18 protein-coding genes and 1 tRNA gene are annotated in these 18,196 nt (G+C 49.0%); 10 read left to right on the top strand and 9 right to left on the bottom strand.

Annotated features, from left to right (window positions below):
• Positions 1-181: 181 nt before the first annotated feature.
• Complete coding sequence (locus tag PN498_RS22350) at positions 182-1,768, bottom strand: glucose-6-phosphate isomerase (RefSeq protein ID WP_272065628.1); 1,587 nt, start codon at positions 1,766-1,768, stop codon at positions 182-184.
• A 304-nt stretch (positions 1,769-2,072) separates the two neighbouring features.
• Complete coding sequence (locus PN498_RS22345) at positions 2,073-2,840, bottom strand: LmeA family phospholipid-binding protein (protein WP_272065627.1); 768 nt, start codon at positions 2,838-2,840, stop codon at positions 2,073-2,075.
• A gap of 436 nt (positions 2,841-3,276) precedes the next feature.
• Between PN498_RS22345 and PN498_RS22340 the strand changes: the two genes are divergently transcribed.
• The 3 genes from PN498_RS22340 to PN498_RS22330 all read left to right on the top strand — a co-directional run bounded on the left by PN498_RS22340 (position 3,277) and on the right by PN498_RS22330 (position 5,583).
• On the top strand, positions 3,277-4,533 hold the full coding sequence (locus PN498_RS22340) for a DUF4912 domain-containing protein (RefSeq protein WP_272065626.1): 1,257 nt from the start codon (positions 3,277-3,279) through the stop codon (positions 4,531-4,533).
• 85 nt (positions 4,534-4,618) lie between these two features.
• Positions 4,619-5,179 (top strand): hypothetical protein, encoded by a 561-nt coding sequence (locus PN498_RS22335; RefSeq protein WP_272065625.1) that lies wholly within the window; start codon positions 4,619-4,621, stop codon positions 5,177-5,179.
• Between the two features lie 5 nt (positions 5,180-5,184).
• Positions 5,185-5,583 carry a DUF2358 domain-containing protein gene (locus tag PN498_RS22330; protein WP_272065624.1) on the top strand — a complete coding sequence of 133 codons (399 nt, stop codon included), beginning with the start codon at positions 5,185-5,187 and terminating at the stop codon, positions 5,581-5,583.
• Between the two features lie 19 nt (positions 5,584-5,602).
• Here PN498_RS22330 and PN498_RS22325 read toward each other — a convergent pair whose 3' ends face one another.
• Positions 5,603-7,075 (bottom strand): hypothetical protein, encoded by a 1,473-nt coding sequence (locus tag PN498_RS22325; RefSeq protein WP_272065623.1) that lies wholly within the window; start codon positions 7,073-7,075, stop codon positions 5,603-5,605.
• A 402-nt stretch (positions 7,076-7,477) separates the two neighbouring features.
• The gene (gene csaB / locus PN498_RS22320; protein WP_272065622.1) at positions 7,478-8,593 is read right to left on the bottom strand and encodes a polysaccharide pyruvyl transferase CsaB; all 1,116 of its coding nucleotides are present in this window, start codon (positions 8,591-8,593) and stop codon (positions 7,478-7,480) included.
• Between the two features lie 108 nt (positions 8,594-8,701).
• Between csaB and PN498_RS22315 the strand changes: the two genes are divergently transcribed.
• Both PN498_RS22315 and PN498_RS22310 read left to right on the top strand, forming a co-directional pair.
• Positions 8,702-9,007 carry a DUF2499 domain-containing protein gene (locus PN498_RS22315; RefSeq protein ID WP_272065621.1) on the top strand — a complete coding sequence of 102 codons (306 nt, stop codon included), beginning with the start codon at positions 8,702-8,704 and terminating at the stop codon, positions 9,005-9,007.
• Positions 9,008-9,084: 77 nt separating this feature from the next.
• The gene (locus tag PN498_RS22310) at positions 9,085-9,411 is read left to right on the top strand and encodes a DUF3593 domain-containing protein (protein WP_272065620.1); all 327 of its coding nucleotides are present in this window, start codon (positions 9,085-9,087) and stop codon (positions 9,409-9,411) included.
• Here PN498_RS22310 and PN498_RS22305 read toward each other — a convergent pair.
• Complete coding sequence (locus PN498_RS22305) at positions 9,383-9,760, bottom strand: VOC family protein (protein WP_272065619.1); 378 nt, start codon at positions 9,758-9,760, stop codon at positions 9,383-9,385. The genes PN498_RS22310 and PN498_RS22305 overlap by 29 nt on opposite strands.
• A 265-nt stretch (positions 9,761-10,025) precedes the next feature.
• Between PN498_RS22305 and PN498_RS22300 the strand changes: the two genes are divergently transcribed.
• Entirely contained in the window at positions 10,026-11,108 is a 1,083-nt protein-coding gene (locus PN498_RS22300) for a class I fructose-bisphosphate aldolase (protein WP_272065811.1), read from the top strand.
• A 667-nt stretch (positions 11,109-11,775) separates the two neighbouring features.
• On the opposite strand, the gene PN498_RS22295 is transcribed toward PN498_RS22300, so the two are convergent.
• Both PN498_RS22295 and PN498_RS22290 read right to left on the bottom strand, forming a co-directional pair.
• Positions 11,776-12,792: a hypothetical protein gene (locus PN498_RS22295; RefSeq protein WP_272065618.1), complete on the bottom strand. Its 1,017-nt coding sequence runs from the start codon at positions 12,790-12,792 to the stop codon at positions 11,776-11,778.
• A 200-nt stretch (positions 12,793-12,992) separates the two neighbouring features.
• Positions 12,993-13,661 (bottom strand): Npun_F0813 family protein, encoded by a 669-nt coding sequence (locus PN498_RS22290; RefSeq protein ID WP_272065617.1) that lies wholly within the window; start codon positions 13,659-13,661, stop codon positions 12,993-12,995.
• A gap of 330 nt (positions 13,662-13,991) precedes the next feature.
• Between PN498_RS22290 and PN498_RS22285 the strand changes: the two genes are divergently transcribed.
• The 3 genes from PN498_RS22285 to PN498_RS22275 all read left to right on the top strand — a co-directional run bounded on the left by PN498_RS22285 (position 13,992) and on the right by PN498_RS22275 (position 15,176).
• Positions 13,992-14,065: transfer RNA gene (locus tag PN498_RS22285), tRNA-Arg, on the top strand.
• Positions 14,066-14,313: 248 nt separating this feature from the next.
• On the top strand, positions 14,314-14,529 hold the full coding sequence (locus tag PN498_RS22280; protein ID WP_272065616.1) for a hypothetical protein: 216 nt from the start codon (positions 14,314-14,316) through the stop codon (positions 14,527-14,529).
• A complete protein-coding gene (locus PN498_RS22275) occupies positions 14,526-15,176 on the top strand; it encodes a hypothetical protein (RefSeq protein WP_272065615.1) in 651 nt (216 codons plus the stop codon). The genes PN498_RS22280 and PN498_RS22275 overlap by 4 nt, the downstream gene beginning before the upstream one ends.
• 200 nt (positions 15,177-15,376) lie before the next feature.
• Here the strand turns inward: PN498_RS22275 and PN498_RS22270 are convergent, their stop codons facing one another.
• Entirely contained in the window at positions 15,377-16,210 is an 834-nt protein-coding gene (locus PN498_RS22270; RefSeq protein ID WP_272065614.1) for a GIY-YIG nuclease family protein, read from the bottom strand.
• 220 nt (positions 16,211-16,430) lie between these two features.
• Between PN498_RS22270 and PN498_RS22265 the strand changes: the two genes are divergently transcribed.
• Entirely contained in the window at positions 16,431-17,474 is a 1,044-nt protein-coding gene (locus PN498_RS22265) for an AlbA family DNA-binding domain-containing protein (RefSeq protein WP_272065613.1), read from the top strand.
• Between the two features lie 237 nt (positions 17,475-17,711).
• Here PN498_RS22265 and PN498_RS22260 read toward each other — a convergent pair whose 3' ends face one another.
• Positions 17,712-18,182, bottom strand: a complete 471-nt coding sequence (locus PN498_RS22260; protein ID WP_272065612.1) for a hypothetical protein — start codon at positions 18,180-18,182, stop codon at positions 17,712-17,714.
• Positions 18,183-18,196 lie beyond the last annotated feature (14 nt).

The following is an 18,196-nucleotide window of genomic DNA, read 5'->3' as shown; positions in this document are numbered from 1 at the left end:
ATTTAGCCCAATTGTCCTAAAAATGTAGATTAGATTGATGCCAAGAAACCCAACAAATCCCTGCAAAGGCTTGGATTGCTCTGTTCAACATCAACCCATACAGTTCATTCCCTCCTCCTGAACACCCTATTGATTCGACAGCTTTAGACTGCAATTGAATTAACGTGACTCACAGGGCTTTCTAAAGGCTAGTGATCGTCAGATTTTCTAGCGTGCCGACGTTTCCAGAAAGCTGAATATCTCGTTTATTGGCATCTAGATGTCGCAGAATCTTGTATAGGGTTTCTATCTGATCGGGAGCACCAACCTGGGCCGCTAGATCGGCGATCGCCATGGGACCGTCTGCGGCCTTGACAGCTTCCACAGCTTTAGACTGAAGCTGTAAAATGCCTGCTGCTGCTTTCTTGCCTGCTTCAACTCCGGGTTGGTGATAGGCATTGATATTGACTAGAGAAGCATAGAGACCAACGGCTCTTTCATAGAGTGCAATAAGAGCACCGACTTGAGTAGGCGTGACTTCAGGAATGGTGATAGTGATAGAGTCCCGTTGGTTTTCGTAGAGGGCCTGTCGAGTGCCCAACAAAAAGCCGGACAAGAAATCACCTGCGGTCGCATCATTGTCTATTGGAATGGATCCCCCTTCGCGATCCTTGAGGACTTCAATGAACGTAACAAAGAAGTTATTGACACCCTCACGCAGCTGCTGCACATAAGCGTGCTGATCTGTCGATCCTTTGTTGCCATAAACCGCGATGCCTTGGTTGACGACCTTACCATCTAGGTCCTTCTCCTTACCCAAAGACTCCATGACTAACTGCTGCAGATAGCGACTAAACAAGGCAAGACCGTCTTTATACGGCAGTAGAACCATATCTTTGAGTCCCTGACCATCACCGACAAAATACCAACTCAACGCCAACAAAGCTGCTGGATTTTGCTTCAGATTGGGCACACGGGTAGCCGCATCCATGGTCTTAGCGCCGTTAAGAATCGCAATCATATCGATGCCTTCGAGAGCAGCAGGCAGCAGTCCAACGGCTGAAAGTTCTGAGGTGCGACCGCCGACCCAGCCGTGCATCGGAAAAGTTCCTAGCCAGCCTTGCTGCTTAGCAACTTTTTCGAGGTTGCTATTGATTCCCGTGACGGCAACAGCCTGCTTGGCAAAGTTCAATCCCATTTCACCAAAGCGGTGCTGTACTTCCACCATCGCGTTCCGGGTCTCTGGGGTACCTCCAGACTTAGACGTTACGATGACTAGCGTTGTCGCTAAGCGATCGCCCAAACGATTCAAGGTGCGATCAATGCCTGCAGGATCAGTGTTGTCAATAAAATGAGCTGCTAGAGGCGGCTGATCAGCTGTCAAGGCCTGAGAAACAAATTGTGGGCCTAAGGCTGATCCCCCAATTCCAATACACAACAGGTCGGTGAATTTTTCCTGCCCAGGAGGATAAAGCGCCCCTGTGTGGACTTGCTGAGTAAACGTTTTGATATCTTGAAGCGTTGATAAGATGTCCTGCTTGAGCGCTGGTGACGGTGCTCGATCCGGGTCTCTCAGCCAATAATGACCGACCATGCGATTCTCATCCGGATTGGCTATCGCCCCGTTTTCAAGCGCTTCCATATCCTTAAAAGCCTTGTCAAACTTAGGCTGCATTTGTTGAACAAAAGCGTCGTCAAATCGTATGCGGCTAATGTCGAGATAGATACCTAGCTCGTCGTGGTGATAGAGCCAATCTTGATAGCGTTGCCAAAGTGCGATCGCATCCATAGCAGTTTTCCGGTTATGCCTGTTGAAGTTTGAACATATTCCAATTCAGTTTAGGTAACCACAGCGGCACGGTCAGGATCTTATAGATAAGTTTTGGGAAAAGTTTGTCAGTTTCAGGGACAAAGTAGAACTGATGACCAACAATCGAGTGTTGCTGAAGCGGGATAGCCCAATGGCTCGCCGCCTTGTCCTAACGGAACGGGTGACAGCTATAAAGCCCTGGTCTTCGAAACGCCAAGTCATGACTTCTCAGTGAAGGGGAGACAATTGTCCCGCTGATAAGCAACGCCAAAAATTGAATGGATTAGCTCTTTTCCGGTAAAACCTGCACGGTTCCACTTAAGGCAACATGATCAGACTGAATCTCACAATGGGTGAGCGTGACTTCGGACCCTAGATCAATCTCAAAGCCGTGAATAGCTGGCAAGGGTGCCGTGTCTGTCGAGTTGTCATCAATGAGCCAATGAGGAGCTTTGAGGCAAAGACGATGACCTTCTCGAATTTCTAACTGGGTTGAAATTGCAACCGGCGAAACTGCATGTTCTGGTCGAGGAACCAGCCGCAAGATGAGATTGTGTGACTCAATAGCGGCTATGGGCTGGTAATGAGAGAGAACCGTCCGCTCAGGTAAATGTCCCAAAACAGTCTTGAGATAATCTGCCTCTGGCTGAGATTTTGCCAGAAGGACCAAAAAATCGTAGAGGCCTTCTCCTAATAATGGCGACTGTAGCGATTTGTTGAGGTCCGTGGCACTCAGCAGAGCTGTACCGCTGACGGGAAAAGGGGCGAGCAGACGCAATGGTTGGCGACGAATGACCTGTCCAAGATTGATGTGGATGCCACTAGCCTGTACAGCTGCTTGGCTTAGGTGAATACCTTGATAAACCGCGCGTTCAGCCGATAGCGAAACGTTGGAAATATGACCAGAAAGAATCTCACGATCGCGACCTTCTATTCGAAATATCAAGTTCTCCACATCGTCCAGTTGAGTTGTCAACCACAGGCGAATTGCTGGCGGCAGGATGCGGCTAATCAGCCGACTACCTGACTTATTCGAAGCTAACTCGGTCACTAAACCGTTCCTCGTATCGCGAATGTCTCTCCAGATATTCAAGCATGTTGCTCTTAACGTCTTCTACTGCCTACCGCTCTCTTGTTGTGAGGGTTTTGCTAGGAAAACAATTCCTATTGCCATTATTTCAACCTCAAACTACTAGCCCTTCAGTAACCGCAACGTCTCAAGCCTAAGTGAACTATAAAAATCCTCGGAGATCAAAATGCCAGAGTCTTATGACTTTCAGTTTTGACGGATCCCGAATTGTCATAAAATCTTGACAATGCGATCCCCGAAAAGGCCATCACTTCGTGGAGATCCTCTTTCTACGCAGCTTTGGGGGGTTGATCCCAGTAGGAAGCATCTGTCATAGTGATCGCAAATCTTGATCCCGCAATCATAGATTCGATCCCCAGTCGTTTTTCGACTGTTCCACAGTTTAGGAGTGAAGCGTATGTCCCCATCCAATCTGTCTCTCGATGAAATGACTCTGCGGCAGCTGCGTAGAGTGGCGAGTGAGTTCGAAGTCTCTCGCTATAGCCGAATGCGTAAGACAGAACTGATCGATGCTATTGAAGCAGCGCGTGCTCGACGAACGTCTTCTGCCCCAACGCCTTCCGTTACCGTAGAAGGACAAACTGAGGTGGAAGCCTCTAAGTTTGTTCCTTCCACAGAGCCAATTCCGCCGGAGGTGCTGGCGTCTGTGGATGAGGGATTGCCAGATTTGCCTAGCGGATATGGTGAAAGTCGCATTGTACTAATGCCCCGTGATCCTCAATGGGCTTATGCGTATTGGGATATTCCTAATGAGCATAAGGAGGAGTTACGCCGTCAAGGGGGGGGGCGTCTGGCACTGCGATTCTATGACGTGACCGATATTAATATGGGTTACCAGGCTCCTCATAGCCTGCAGCAATACGAGTGCGATGAGATGGCTCGGGAATGGTACATCCCTATTCCTGTGAGCGATCGCGACTATGCCATCGAGATCGGCTATCTTTGCAACGATGGTCGCTGGCTCCTGCTAGCGCGTTCTACACCAGTTCACATCCCGCCGGTCTATCCTTCGGACTGGATTGAAGATCACTTCATGACGGTCGGTTGGGATCAAGACCTGCGCGGCAAGAGCATCATGACGCTGACGCATCCCAGCAAGCGTGTAAGTGCAGACGCTGATAACGCTATTTACAAAGAGATCTTCGGCATGGCCGAATCTGCTGAAGCTCAACGAGTCGCTGGTTCCCTCTTCGGTTCTATGCAGCACGTTGCAGGTTCTCTCATGAGTTCCTTCGCGGTGCCTGTAAGCTCCTATGTTTTCCCATCTGGTGTTGGCATGTGGGCCGGTGGTGCTGCTCCTGGGGCTGAACTGCTCACAATGTCTGGCTTAAACATGTCTGGGGTCGGTTTCTCGGCATCAGCGCCTCCTGTCCGTCCTCGCCAGTTTTGGTTGGTAGCCGATGCTGAGCTGATTGTCTATGGCGCAACTGAGCCAGACGCAACGGTCACTATCGGTGGTAAGCCCATCAAGTTGAATTCTGACGGTACTTTCCGCTTCCAGATGTCATTCCAAGACGGTCTTATCGACTATCCCATTTTTGCTGTAGCGGCTGATGGGGAGCAAAACCGGGCTGTTCACATGAAGTTCACCCGTGAGACACCTCACCGTCGAACCAACACTAAGGAAGAAGCTGTGCAAGAGTGGCTAAGCTAGCTGTTGATCGCCTTTAACGTTGTAAAAAAGACGCTGCCTCAGCAGCGTCTTTTTTTGTGAGGAAGCTCCCTGCTAAGGTGAGAGTATGGAAATCAAAGATATCACCAACCACTTAAACACCCTCTTTAAGAACCAGGTTCAGTTCAGTCCGCCGGACGCATGGCAGGTTGAGACCGAAGAATTTCGTCTGTTGGTCCTGTTGTCGTCTGACCAGAGTTGGCTCCGTTTGCTGGTTCCCATCGTGCCAATTCAGGTTGCTCAGCCTTACTTCGCCCAGATACTGGGGGCTAACTTTGATCTCACTCAGGAGGTCCGGTATGCCTTAAGTCAGGATGTCCTGTGGGGCGTCTTTCAATATGACTTGGAGAGCTTGACCATTATTCGGTTTGAGTCTGCTATCAGTCGGCTACTGATGATGAAACGCGAAGGCATAGATCCTTTCTTTAACGCGCTGGCCGAACAGCAGATTCGACAAATTATTGCGGCGGCCAAACAGCGAGGTCAGTCTCTTGAAGAAACGATGCAGACGCTTGATCGCTTTTACAGCGAGGGCATGATGGGCGACATGGCTGATAGCGAATATCAAGATCAAGTTTTGGAAGCCTGGCGACGTCAGCTGGAGCGCTTGTGGACGGAGGAGGAATAACGGTGATGGATATTGAAAGCGTGTGCGATCGCATCCGCCAAGACTATGCCAGCTTTCCTGACAACCAGAGTTATGACTTATACGCCGAGGACGTTTTTTTTCAGGATCCGCTGAATCGCTTCAAAGGTGTCAAGCGCTATCAGGAGATGATTCGCTTCATTGAACGCTGGTTTGAAGATCCCAACCTAGAGCTTCACGTCCTAGAGCAAACGGCTAAAGATGCCTTTCAAACTCGCTGGACCTTGAGTTGGATTACCCCACTGCCTTGGAAACCTTACATTTCAATCCCCGGATGGACGGACTATCGCTTGAATTCACAAGGGAAAATCACGTCTCATATTGATCATTGGAACTGTTCACGCTTGGACGTACTGGGGCAGGTCTTTGGACTGCGGAAACCGTAGCGTTATGTGTTGCAGTTTGCTAGTTTTCAACTTTGGGTAGAGGAGGAAAACTAGGCAACTCCACAGCAGATAATGACTGACGCTTGCGACGCTTTGGCTTGAGTGGATGCACGATTGGCGACGGCGAATTTTGAGTGGTGCCCATGCCTTCCAAGGCCGGAATACTGGCCGGAAACGAAGAGGGCTGAAAGGGTTTATCCGCTGTCGGACGAGCGTTGTCACTGTCCTGACGGGGAGGCTCTGTAAAATCAGTTTCGCGGCTAGAGGGCTGCTGTTTAGCAACTGCTTCACCCTGTGGCTCCACGGCAACTGTTTCCTCTGGGCGCATTGGAATTTCCTTCTGGACAGGAGTACCCCAGGGAATAGGTTCCGTGAATGCAGCAGTTTGAGCAGGTGTTTCAGAATCAGTGGTACTACTAGCAGTTGAGGGTGGTGAACTGGATGACGAGGCCGCATTATCTACGACTCGCTCAACGTCTTGCCAGAGTTGATCCTCAGCTTCACGGTTATGATTAATGGCTTTAGCGTCTTCTGACTGTGGAGACTTCGGGATCAACGTCACGATAGGTTCTGAATCACCCGTCTGAGGCGAGTCTAGTTGCAGTGCATCGGAATCAGTCACAGCCTCACTTGAGATAACAGGTTCAGGATGCGATCGCACCAGCGATAGCAATTGGGGGTCGGCCTGTGCAGCACCTTCATTAGCAGACCAAGGCTGGATACGTTGTGACCGAGGCATGACTAGAGGATTGAGTGCTGCTGCCGTATCTGTGGAAGGAGAACTTTCAGCCGCAACCTTATTCTCGATGCTGCGAGAAGCATGCTTGAAGGCTGAGGTGTCAAGGCATTTCTCTAAAGCTGCTTTGAACTGTAACGTGTAGCGCTGCTGCCGCTGTAGTCGCGATCGCAGATCAGAACAGGCTTCTTCAGCCGTCTGCAGCTGCTGTTGGCGCTCTGTCTGTTGCCGTCGCAGCATTGTGCATTCTTTCTCCAGTTGCTGATTGCGCTCTTGAAAGGTCTGGAGCTGTGCCTGCAACGTTTCTGCCAAGATGGTCTGACGTTCCAATGCCGCGTTTGACTGCTCCAATTCGCTCAACAACTGAGCCGTTGAATGCGATTGAGCTGCCGCCACTTTTTCCTCTTGAGAGACTCGTTGCGATCGCTCAACTTCCTGCTGTAGCGCCTGCTGAGATTGCTCTAGTGCTTCCTCTAAGCGTTTTACTCGCTCAGTTAGGCTTTGATTAGAGCGGCGCAGCCCCCGAATATGGTTACGTAGCTGAGCGTCTTGTTGACCGGAGGACAGATGTGCTGAAGGCAGATCCTCAGTTTCCACCTCGGTTCCGAGGGGCGGTAAACCAGAGCGCGGAACGACTTCCCAATCGCCAGATGCCGATGAATCAGACGAAACATTCGTCACAACTCGCTGATCACCTGCCGTAGGGTCCGCAGGGTTGGAGGCATTAGGGTAGGACGGTACGTTTCCTTCACTCATAGCACTCAGGGAAGTTCATCTTTAGGAAAAGTTGGGCAGCGCACATAGCACACTGACCCAGTTAATTTCTATGGTGTAACACAGAAAGTCAAATTTCAAACCAAATTGTCAAAAAAGTATCTTCAACAGCCACCCGTACTGAGGGGAGGCAGCCCTCTTCCACTCTCTACTATTCCTGGGTTAGGTTGTGAACAACTCATATCACTGACATCAGTGATTATCCCTACCATCGGTGTGCGTAGAGAGCCTGAAAGCACTGAAGCGAGTTTCCTAAAGGTCTACTTCTGTAACCTTTGGTATTCGCTGCTTTCAGGCTCTCTGTCTGTTTGAGGCAAGGTTGGGACAAGCCATCATTGCGGAAACTGTTTGCAGTTCCATAGGTTCATTCATAACCTGAGTGAGCTAAGTGCGAGACGGAATTCCTTGGGAGGATTGGCGACTGTCTAAGAGTTGGCTCAACAAATCCCTGTGCATTAGCGCCCTGTCAATTCGGGACTGAATTTGATCAGGGGAAGCGGGCAAGCCATCGGCATATTGGGTCAATAGTGCTTTTGTCATTTCAGCAGAACTCTCAGGCCAAGGCGATAGGGCAAAATCAGGAGAGGTGGAAGCAGCTTTCGATGAGGTCATTTCCCAGCCTGGAATGTCCAAATCCTCAGCAAAGTAGGTCACTTTGGGGTCATAACTCAGGGCAAAACATCGGCATCCCTCAGCAGCTGCCATAACTAACCCGTGTAGGCGCATTGCGATCGCCATTTCAACTCCTCGAAAAATACCTTTTAGCTGCCGGGGATCACCCACCGATAGAATTTCATAGTTTCCTTTGAGGTAGGGTGCAATCCGTTGTGCAATGAGTAAATCTTTGGTCGGCTGAAACGGCACCAGTAAAACAGTGGTTCCGGTTGCGATTTGAAAACTGGCTAATGCTTGTCCTAGTTGGGCTAGGCGAGTTTCTGTGAGCGAGGGATGCGATCGCAGCGCTACCGCTATACGGGGAGCCGGAAAATCGGCAAGTCCTGGCACGGGTATTGACTCCAAAGCCCACACCGGATCGGGCGCCAACCAGCTATTCACTCGCCAGCTAGCGACTTGAGCTGCAGAAACCCGATCTCTGACCGTAACGCCTGCACATCTGCTCAAAAGGTTCCGGGTCAAGCGGCGCGTCCAGCGTCGTTCGAGCGGTCCAATACCCTGCGCCCAAGCGATCGTCTGCAAGCGTAGGGTCTGAGCTAGCCACATTAACCCACCGTAGTAGAGCGGATTCATTGCGCTGGTGGTGTCCTGCATCAAACTACCACCGCCCCATATGAAGGCTTCGGCTCCGCTAAAGGCGGCCCAAATGCCTTGAACTGATTTGCGAGGTTGGGCCTCAACGCCATAGCGCTCAGTCGTTTCGTCAGGATTGCCAGAGAGCACAACCGGTTTGGCAGTTGCAGGCAGCATTTGTAACAGAGAGGCAAGCAGGGCTTCATCGCCACCATTACCCATCCCGTAATAGCCACACAGCACAACTTTCATTTTGCCCTCGTTTGAAAATGCACCTTTTACAATACTCAACGTTGGGCTTACAGCCCAATCTTTGTGCTCTGATAGCACGGAGATGACTTTTTCTGACAATGATTTGCTATGCACGTACTCTCCATTCCTACCTGGGTTGTCCACATTACAAGCGTTGTTGAATGGATTGCGGCTATTGGGTTTATTTGGCAATTTGCTGAGCTCAGTGGTCTGCAAGCCTGGAAAGCGCTGTCCTTTGCCATGTTGCCAGCCTTGGTCAGTGCCATGTGTGCCTGCACCTGGCATTTTTTTGACAATGCTGAGTCGCTCTCTTGGTTAGTTACGTTACAAGCTGCGATGACGGTCGTTGGTAACTGCACTGTTTGTGCAGCTGCTTGGTGGATTTGGCGACAAGCGCGTCTATCTGAGACGTAGAAGATGGATTTTGATGCCTATACAAGAGGATGGGTTTTTGGCAGCGCCCTCACGGTTCATTGGTATGGAGTTAATTAATGCTCGATAAACAAACATTGTTCGCGATGTCGCTTTTCCCCTATTTAGGGTTTTTGTTTTTCTTGACGCGATCGCGTCAAACACCTCGTCTTGCCCTGATTGGCTTTTACGTGCTGCTAATTTTTGTGGCTGTTACTATCCCGGCGGGTCTTTATGCTCGATCAGCATACGGTGCTGAACTTGCCAATATTGATTGGCTTCACGGTTCGGCTGAGTCTTTTCTAACACTCTCTAACATTCTGGTCGTCTTGGGTTTTCGGCAGGCCGTCTTAAAGCTTCAGCAAGAAAAGCGCACCGCTAATTCGACTGTGCCTGATGGAGAATGAGGCGATTGCCGTCAGGGTCATAAGCATAGATTTCTCGACCATGTGAGGCCGTCATGATTGGACCGGGTGGAGCGTGGCCGAGGGATGACAGGTGAGCGATCGCGGCATCTAAATCTTCGACTTCTATACACAAACTCATTTTGGATCCCGTTGAATTAGAAAATTCGCGGTTCGATGGCCTAGGTTGAAATAGGGCAAGCTTTAGTCCTGCAATCCAAAACTCAGCATAAGACTGCGACACCCAGACAGCCGGATCACTTTTCAGCACAGCTCGATAAAAGTCCACACTGGCTTGTAATCGCTGCGTTGCCAATGCAATATATGCTTCCTTACAGTTTGCAAGACTCATGAATTCCTACCTATGTCCGGCAATATTTTCTCCAATGCCAGCCTAAAAATCTACGTATTGAAGGACGTCAAACAAATTGTCTACTGCCTAAGGTGTAGCTGCTGTGTACACATTCTCTCAGCAAGTTGTGCTTGGCACTGATACTGAGGTGGGGTATCGGGCCTCATGCTCAATAACCTCGCTGAATGGCTTGCCGTCCTATGAGACGTTTGCATTAGCGTGTGCCATATTGCGGGAAGCTGAAGACCTTTATAAGGAGACACTTATGGTTGCAACAGCTACATCTTCAGATCAAATTACAGACCTACTAGGCCAGGAAGCGGACGACCTACTGACCCATGAAGCAAAGGTGTCGAAATCTCTTCTACATCTCCCCGGTCCCGATTGGGTGGAGAGAATCTTTGCTCATAGCGATCGCAATAGTCAGGTTCTCCGTAGCTTGCAGCAGCTGTACGGCACAGGACGGCTCGCGAATACAGGGTACCTATCAATCTTGCCAGTGGACCAGGGCATTGAACACTCTGCGGCAGCCTCTTTCGCCCCTAATCCCATCTATTTTGATCCTCAAAACATTATTGAATTGGCGATCGCGGGCGGATGTAACGCTGTCGCGACAACGGTTGGCGTCTTGGGTAGCGTCTCCCGCCGATACGCGCACAAGATTCCGTTCATCGTCAAGATTAACCACAGTGAACTGCTAACGTTTCCCAATGACAATGATCAGGTGATGTATGCCTCAGTAGAACAAGCTTGGAATTTAGGTGCAGTCGCTGTTGGAGCTACTGTCTACTTTGGTTCCTCAGAATCCACTCGCCAAATTCAAGAGGTCCGTGCTGCCTTTGCCAGAGCACATGAGCTGGGTATGGCGACTATTCTTTGGTGTTATTTGCGAAACAATGCCTTTAAGCAAGACCAGGACTATCATCTCTCGGCAGACTTGACGGGACAAGCGAATCATCTTGGCACAACTATCGAAGCCGACATCATCAAACAGAAGCTACCCGAGAATAATGGAGGCTATCAGGCCGTTGCTGAGGCCACAGGCCAAAAATTTGGCCGCACGGATGATCGGGTCTATAGCGAACTAACCAGCGATCATCCCATCGACTTAACTCGCTATCAGGTCTTGAATTGCTATGCGGGACGAGCTGGATTGATTAACTCTGGTGGTGCATCTGGTAAAAACGATTTTGCTGAAGCGGTCCGAACTGCTGTGATTAACAAGCGGGCTGGTGGCTGTGGATTGATTTCAGGCCGTAAAGCTTTCCAACGTGACTTCAAAGAGGGCGTCAAGCTGTTTCACATGATTCAGGATGTCTATTTGTCATCTGAAGTGACAATTGCATAGCCAGACCTTTTATGTCCGCCGCCAGTTCCGTTAGGACGAGAGGGCGAGCTATCTGGCTATGCACTAGGCAACCAGACGCTATGGGTGCACCAGCCGAGTGGTCTCTCAGGCTTGGATTTTGTCGGTTGGGTAGCGTCCAGGAAACCCGACGAAACTGTTAGCAGTGTTGACTTACTTACTCTACGAGAAGGCAAAGTCTACAGTTCGGTCTATCCAACCGATAGGCACATTCTTAGCTTTGACAAAGTATTAGTGGTCTGCCAATTTTGAAATTGTGAGTGAGTTATCCCTGCAAGTGTTGAAATAGACTATACGTTGCTCTGATCTCTTGGTTCAGCAAATAGCGTGCATTCGCCCCCTAAATCCCCCATCGTGGGGGACTTTCGGAGATTCAGCTCCCCCAAAATGGGGGCTAGGGGCCCCAAAGCAGTCAGTCTCAACTCAACTGCAAGATCTGGATTGACTCACCATTTCGAGCTTGACGCTGCACTGGATGGCTAAAGCTTTAATGGTGGGCTATGTCGACTGAGCTTGGACGCCATGGAAGCCTGAACTTCTTTCAGAAAACTGATGCTGATAGTTGTGCTGGGTTTGCTGAGGATCAATCCAGCCTGTCTGTTTAGGCTAGCCGCAACGCCTTGGGAACGTCTGACGCAAGCTCTATAAGCTACGATGCGCGGCGGCGGCGGCTACGGCGAGACCGAGTTGAAATGGCATATTCGACGATCGCTCCTAGTCCAAAGAAGACCGCCGAGAAGGTCCAGAACACTTCCCAGAGGCTACCTTCTTGATAGTCTGACTGGCTGACGTAATAGGCGAAACACATGTCTGCGATGTAGAGACAGATAGCAGCGATCGCAATCAATTTCCAGGATTGTGAAAACCGTCCCCCCCAAAAGGCGACCAGCAGCGTCGTCGCAACGACAATTAGCAAACAATCGCCTAAAACGTAGAGCAAACTTACAAAAGATTCAAAAGGTTCAAGGGCTGTATCCAAACTAACAACCCAAGCCGGAGCCGTACTGGCCTCGACCTCTGCTTCAGAGAGAACTTCTAGTTCCAGTTCAGGGGTAGCAGATGGCCGAAGCGCTTCTGGATCAGTTTGCTCAATCCCGTCAGCAGGCTCAACTTCTTGAATGGGGACTTCCGGCTCTAGCACAGCCTCCTCAACCTCAGCCCCGGCGCGATAACTTAGGAAAAAAGCTAAAACAACTCCCAGCAAACCGACAATTGCCACCAAAATCCACTGAGGCATATCTAGATTGAGTCGTCTCGGTAAGACCGCCTGAAACATGCCAGTAGCTAGAAATATGTAGGACAGTAGGTAGAAGGCGTCGCCCAGCGATACAGCTGGATCTTTACCCCAAACATTGCCCCAGAGGTAGAACAGCAAATTACCGAAGCTAAAACAGAGCAATCCTAAGCCAATCCACAACCAGACAGTCCGCCCACTGACAATTTGTCCACTCTGCCAATTTCGCAGACAAAGCAAGCTGGAAAGGACAAATGCTCCCGTCTCAAAAACCGTAATGCCGTCCAGATACCACTGCGGATGGTCTTGTCCTGGTGGCGGTACGCTGAACAATAGAAAAAAGAGAAGGGAGGCAAAACCCCAAATAATTCCCATCGCCAAAAGAGCGTTGGTAGACAGGAAGGGTGATGCGGTAGATGACTGTTTGCTCAATGGAGTGCTCTCCTTAGCATCTTTCAGCTAATGACGTGTTCCAGATTGTCGTTCATCAGAACGCCGCAACCCAAAATCCAGAGGGAATAGTTGATAACCTACTGCACAGCCTGTGAATTCAGGGCTGTCGTTTTGTTATGCAAGGTTGCCATATTTTGTCTCAAAAGCCGAACAGGTCAATGTTTCTTAAAGCTTTAAGGTTAACTCCAAAGCTGACCCGGCGGGCTTTGCTGCAGCCAGGTCATGAACTTTTGACGATTGTTGGCAGGTAAATCTTCCAGAGCTTCTAGCGATCGCTCTGTAAAGTTGGCATTACCAAAACAATCTTTCCCTAATCGATGCAATTCCTCTAAAAGTTTCAATAGATGTTGTTCTTTCCACGCAGGGACTTGGGTTGCCAAGGGGTCCATGGTCAGCAAAGTTTTGACCGTTTTTGCTGACGTCACTTGAGGAAACTGCCACTGAGTCAGTACGCTCGTGATGTCTTGCTCAAATAATGCGGCTTGCTTATTACCTAGCAAATCTTCGACGTCGATAAACAGAGCTTGTAATAGCAGCAGACATCCTTGAATGAGAAGCTGCTCTGCGGTTCCGCTAGTTTTGGCATTACTCTGTCCTGTGCTCAGCGAGTCCAGCCGTATTTTGCCCCAAACGCTATAACGCTCAGCTTCCTCAAGCAAAACACAGGCTTTGCCTCGGTTGTCTGTTAAATCTCGCCACAGCGCCATAGCATCCTCTTCCTGAGCAGCTGTAAAAACGCTCAGCAGTCGAAAGGTTTGCTCCTGGTAATGCAGAATTGGGATTGGCTGATCTGTACTTGGGTGCTGAATATTTTTGATATCAACATCCTGTCGCTTAAGAATGAACATGATGCAGCGAGTCGCGTTGGTAGGATCAAGTCAGCAATAAGCGGGCACAATGGCTAGCAGTTAGGACGCTTCTGCATGACAGAAGAACCCATTTTAACCATCAATTAGGACAAGCCTGGTGACAGTTTCATTATTGATACCTTACATTAGAGCATCCCGAGCGATCGCCCGCACGAATACGGGAAACTTTGTAGTCTATGCTAAGGAAGCCCAAAAAACGCTATATCTTGCCGTTTTTTTGGGAGTATAGATAATAGAATTAGCCAAGATCAATGATTTGTCATGACTGTGACATATGACTTTGCAGTATTGATGCTTGGCTGATAACTGGGGCCTTTAGCTCAGATGGATAGAGCAACCGCCTTCTAAGCGGTCGGTCACAGGTTCGAATCCTGTAAGGCCCGTCTTGAAAAAATCAATGATTTCAGCTCTTATTCAGAACCATTACCAGAGCATTAGGGTGCCCTGTTTGCCTTGGGTAGCATGGTCTCTTTTACCGCAGTGCCCTTCGTGGGAGGCTGCATTGGGACCTTTTTATCCGTCAGCATCCTGCAGGACCGTTCTACACCCACGACATCGGCTTGGCCCAAACCCTTAAAAATAGGGTTAAGGAGCCTGGTATGGCTGATCGTTCTAAAACGATGCAGAGGAAGTGCTCACGCTCATTCAGGAAACCCGCAATCAGGTAATTGATTTACCGCGTCTGCCCCTACGCCTAGCCAGCACGATACTCAACCAGCGACTCACCTATGACCAGGCGCGAACCTATCAGGGCAAGTCCTATGGCATCACCGAGCAGGCCGGGGTGCGTAGGTTTCTAGCTCAGGCATATGGCGAATTTGAGCGCACGGGAGTGTTGCCATCATGACGAATGGGTTCCAGCCGCTCCAGGTCTCTCAGCCTGACATCTCGGCGGCACAACAACGACTCGCAGCGGAAATGGGCCTCGACCCAGATGATGTCCTGGTGCAGGCTCACTTGCCTGTGATTCGAGCAGTAACGGAAACCACTCAGGCGGTGAACCAATGCAATCAGACACTCAGCTATCACAACGAAACGATTCTCGAACTCCTCAAGCTCCTAACGCAGAAAACTCAGGAGACGGAACGGTTAGGGAAAGCAGTAGCGAATTTGAGCCGTACTTACGAGCAATTGCCACAGCAGTTCGTGACCTCGCAGCAGCAAATCAGCAAATTGAGCACTCAATTACAGTCGGTTGCAACCACGCACAACGATTGGCAGTTGAAGGCAGAACGCCAACAGAACCAGAACAGTCGAGAGCAGCAGGACGTCAGCAGCACTCTCCAGCAACTCGTCCAGTTATCCCAGCGGATCGAAACGAGAACCGATCCTCAGAATTGGAGCGCTAACACTTGGGTGATTGCGATCGCTATGGCTTTTCTTGTTGGGCTGAGTGGCTTCAGTCTTTTTCAGGTCCAGCATTTGAGGCGATTGCATAACTCGACGCTTATCCGATTGGAGCGCATTGAACGGGCGATCGGCACGCAGCCTTGAGCAGTCAAGGGTTAGGGTGAATCCTCACGCACTGCGTAACTCAACCGGAGAACGAGTTCAGGAAAAGCGACTCCAATACAGCATTGCCGTTTGCCGATGGCTGGATGAGATAATTCCTTTGAGCTAATGCCATTGGCCTGTGTCGCTTTTAACGGAAGCAGCTTAGCTGCTTTTACTTGAATAAGCGGCCTCTCAGAAACTCATCGCTTAGTTGCAAAGTCTTGCCAAATCAGCGAAATGGGGTCAGCGCAATAAGGTTTCAAACCGGGATAGTTCTTTGCCAAGTTAGGATCACTTTGAAGTAGATGCTCCAGAACCTTGGGGGACAAGGTTGGGATCATTGTTCCAGCCAAAGGATGCAGGTTTTTATTGTGGGAAACTGCCTCTGTTACTGGTGCAGGATCATATTTTGTCTCAAACCAGGGGCCAAGCTGTAAGTCTACACCGTTACATTTTGCTCGCCACCAGGGACTGAACTTACTGCGGACGAATTCCGTCCACCGGAAAGTAGATGGTTGGCGGTTGATCCCTTGAATGATGCGGCGGAGATAAACTTTTTGGCGACCATAACCTGAATATTTGAGAATCACAGTTGGCGGCTCTGTTTCAGGCGTCTCGACCAAGCCGAAAGCCACAACATATTTGGCAATCTTCTCTAGGCTTTGCTGCAAGACGGTTTCAGCAGGAATGACCTTAGCTGCCGGGACTTCGGTCCCGTTCAGCAGGGGCTGAAACTCCTCAATGTACTGGTCTTCCAATTCCTTCAAGCGTTGGTGGAGCCGCTTCGGGGGAGCATCGCAACAGTCAGTACAATCGAGCCAAGCTAGCGTGACTGGATGCCGTCGATGAATGCGCCTGAGTTGTTCGATGCGGTGATGACCTTTGCCACGCCAACGGTTTGCTAGATTCTTGGCTTGTCCGATGTAGAGAACGCGGCCTCGTTCGTCGATCGCAAAGTAAATTGCGGGACAATCGGGCAAGCGATCCAGGTGCTGGATACTTGAGTTTGGTAAGGTGGCGAGTTGTAGCGACATGGTCATCGGGAAAACTGCCCCTAAAGTGCCCTGTTAACGCTGCCGGACGACGGTGTTCTCTCACCGAAGTGTTTTCCAGAAAGTTTTGCTACGATGAACGCGCTCCGCTCAGCAGCGCCGCACCAAGAGTCTTGTCCCCGAAGAAATTGATTTGAACTGGAAAACTATTTGTCGAAAATAATATTTTCGCACCCTCAAGGCAGGAGAAGAAGACACCGTTATGAAACACCCGTGGCAGTGGGATATTACAGACCTAGATAACCTTATAGGTCAGCCTGAATCCTTACGACTAGAGTTCAAGGACGCCAGACTGTTGGACCTCAATCAGAAAGGTAACAGTATTAACAAGGTTGTTACAGAACTCAGCAAAGAGGTATCTGCATTTGCCAACACAGAAGGCGGAACACTCATTATTGGAATTGAAGAAGACAAAGATAGCAAACCCAGAGTTGCGTTGCGAATTAGTAGCGTTGACATCAGTTTTTGGAACCCAGAAAAGCTTCAGCAAATCATTAGCTCCAATATTAGCCCTCCACTTCCTGGTATCCGAGTTAAGTTAGTCTACCTTGATGTCGAACGCTCCAGTTGCGTCTACGTGATCTATATCCCAACAGGCACGACAGCTTACCAAGCGAAAGACCACATCTACTACGGACGCTCCGAATACGAATCGAAAGCCCTTCCAGACCACGAAATCAGGATGCGCATGTTTCGAGGCAAAGTTCCAAACGCCACTTTGATTATCAAGAAGGCTAATCGTGAGAATAAACCGATTTATCTTGGACAAGAAAGAAGATTTTTAGAGGATGGCGAGATTCTTGGAGAAGGTTATAAACCAATATTGGAAAGTCAATATTCGCTTCAGGTTTTTTTAAAAAACATAGGCGAGACGAATATCCAAGCATTCAAATGTAGAATTAAATTCGTATATTCAGAATTGTTTGATGAATGCGCTTTTGGAAAGATGCTAAGAAACAATGAATATTCTTTCAAGGAAGGATGGCAAGAGCAAGAGATTCGGCCAGCACTCGGAATGCTGTCAGGAAAAACAGATATAGAAAGACCTAAAATGAAAGTTAACATATTTCCCGATGACACCTTCTTCATTTGTCGATGTTCTTTCGGTTTAGAGAAAGCCCAACGCTTACTCGAAGATGACCTCTTACTCAAGTGGACGCTCTACCTGGAAGATAGAACGCCATGCCAAGGCGAGATTGAAATAAGAGAGGACATATTTACGAACGGGAAAAATAGCCAAGAGTAGTATGGTTAAACAATTATGTGGAGTTTAAACAGTCGTACAGAATTCACAGGAATCTAGCAAATCTTCAATGGATCGCATTTGCTGACTTAGCTTACTTGCCCCCACTAACTAGCAAGAATTTCTCAACGCTGGTAATACATACTCCTATCCACAGTTACTTCTTGCAACCTATCGGAAATCCAACTTTTCTAGTTTTTTCTTCCTAGAACCATTCACGTCGTAGTCAAATTCTAGATGCTAGGTTTTGTCAACATCATATTCAGATATCCTGCCGAGTAATGTTAATGAATGTGGCTGACCTTCCTTCATCAAAAAATCTCGAATCTGAAAAAATTCTTTAAACCGACTCTCATATTCCGTGATCTTTGAGCAATCAGATTCAGCAATAATACAAGCCATAAACTGAGCAAAATCAGCCTCGCTATATTTTGTCAAATCCCCCCTGATATTGACTGCCTTCTCAAAAAAATCCATAAGTTGATCGTTAAAGTATCGCTTTTTAAGCAAGCTTATGCTTCTTACAGAAACCATGCACTGTATCGCCTGAAGCCTTAGATTGATTTGCAAATCAAGTGCTCCACTGTCCCGATACGTTGCTGTCGGTTCGTCCAAAACTTCAATCTTGAGTTTTGGACGCCGTAGCTTGTCACGATTGATTGTGAGCAGGGCAATTACACTTATTAAAGTTGGAAACAATGCTGCCGCCAAGCTGATTTTAGGTC

Origin of the sequence: Oscillatoria sp. CS-180 (genome assembly GCF_028330965.1) — a bacterium.
Lineage (GTDB): Bacteria > Cyanobacteriota > Cyanobacteriia > Phormidesmidales > Phormidesmidaceae > Halomicronema.
This window is presented reverse-complemented; position numbering and strand designations above follow the sequence as displayed.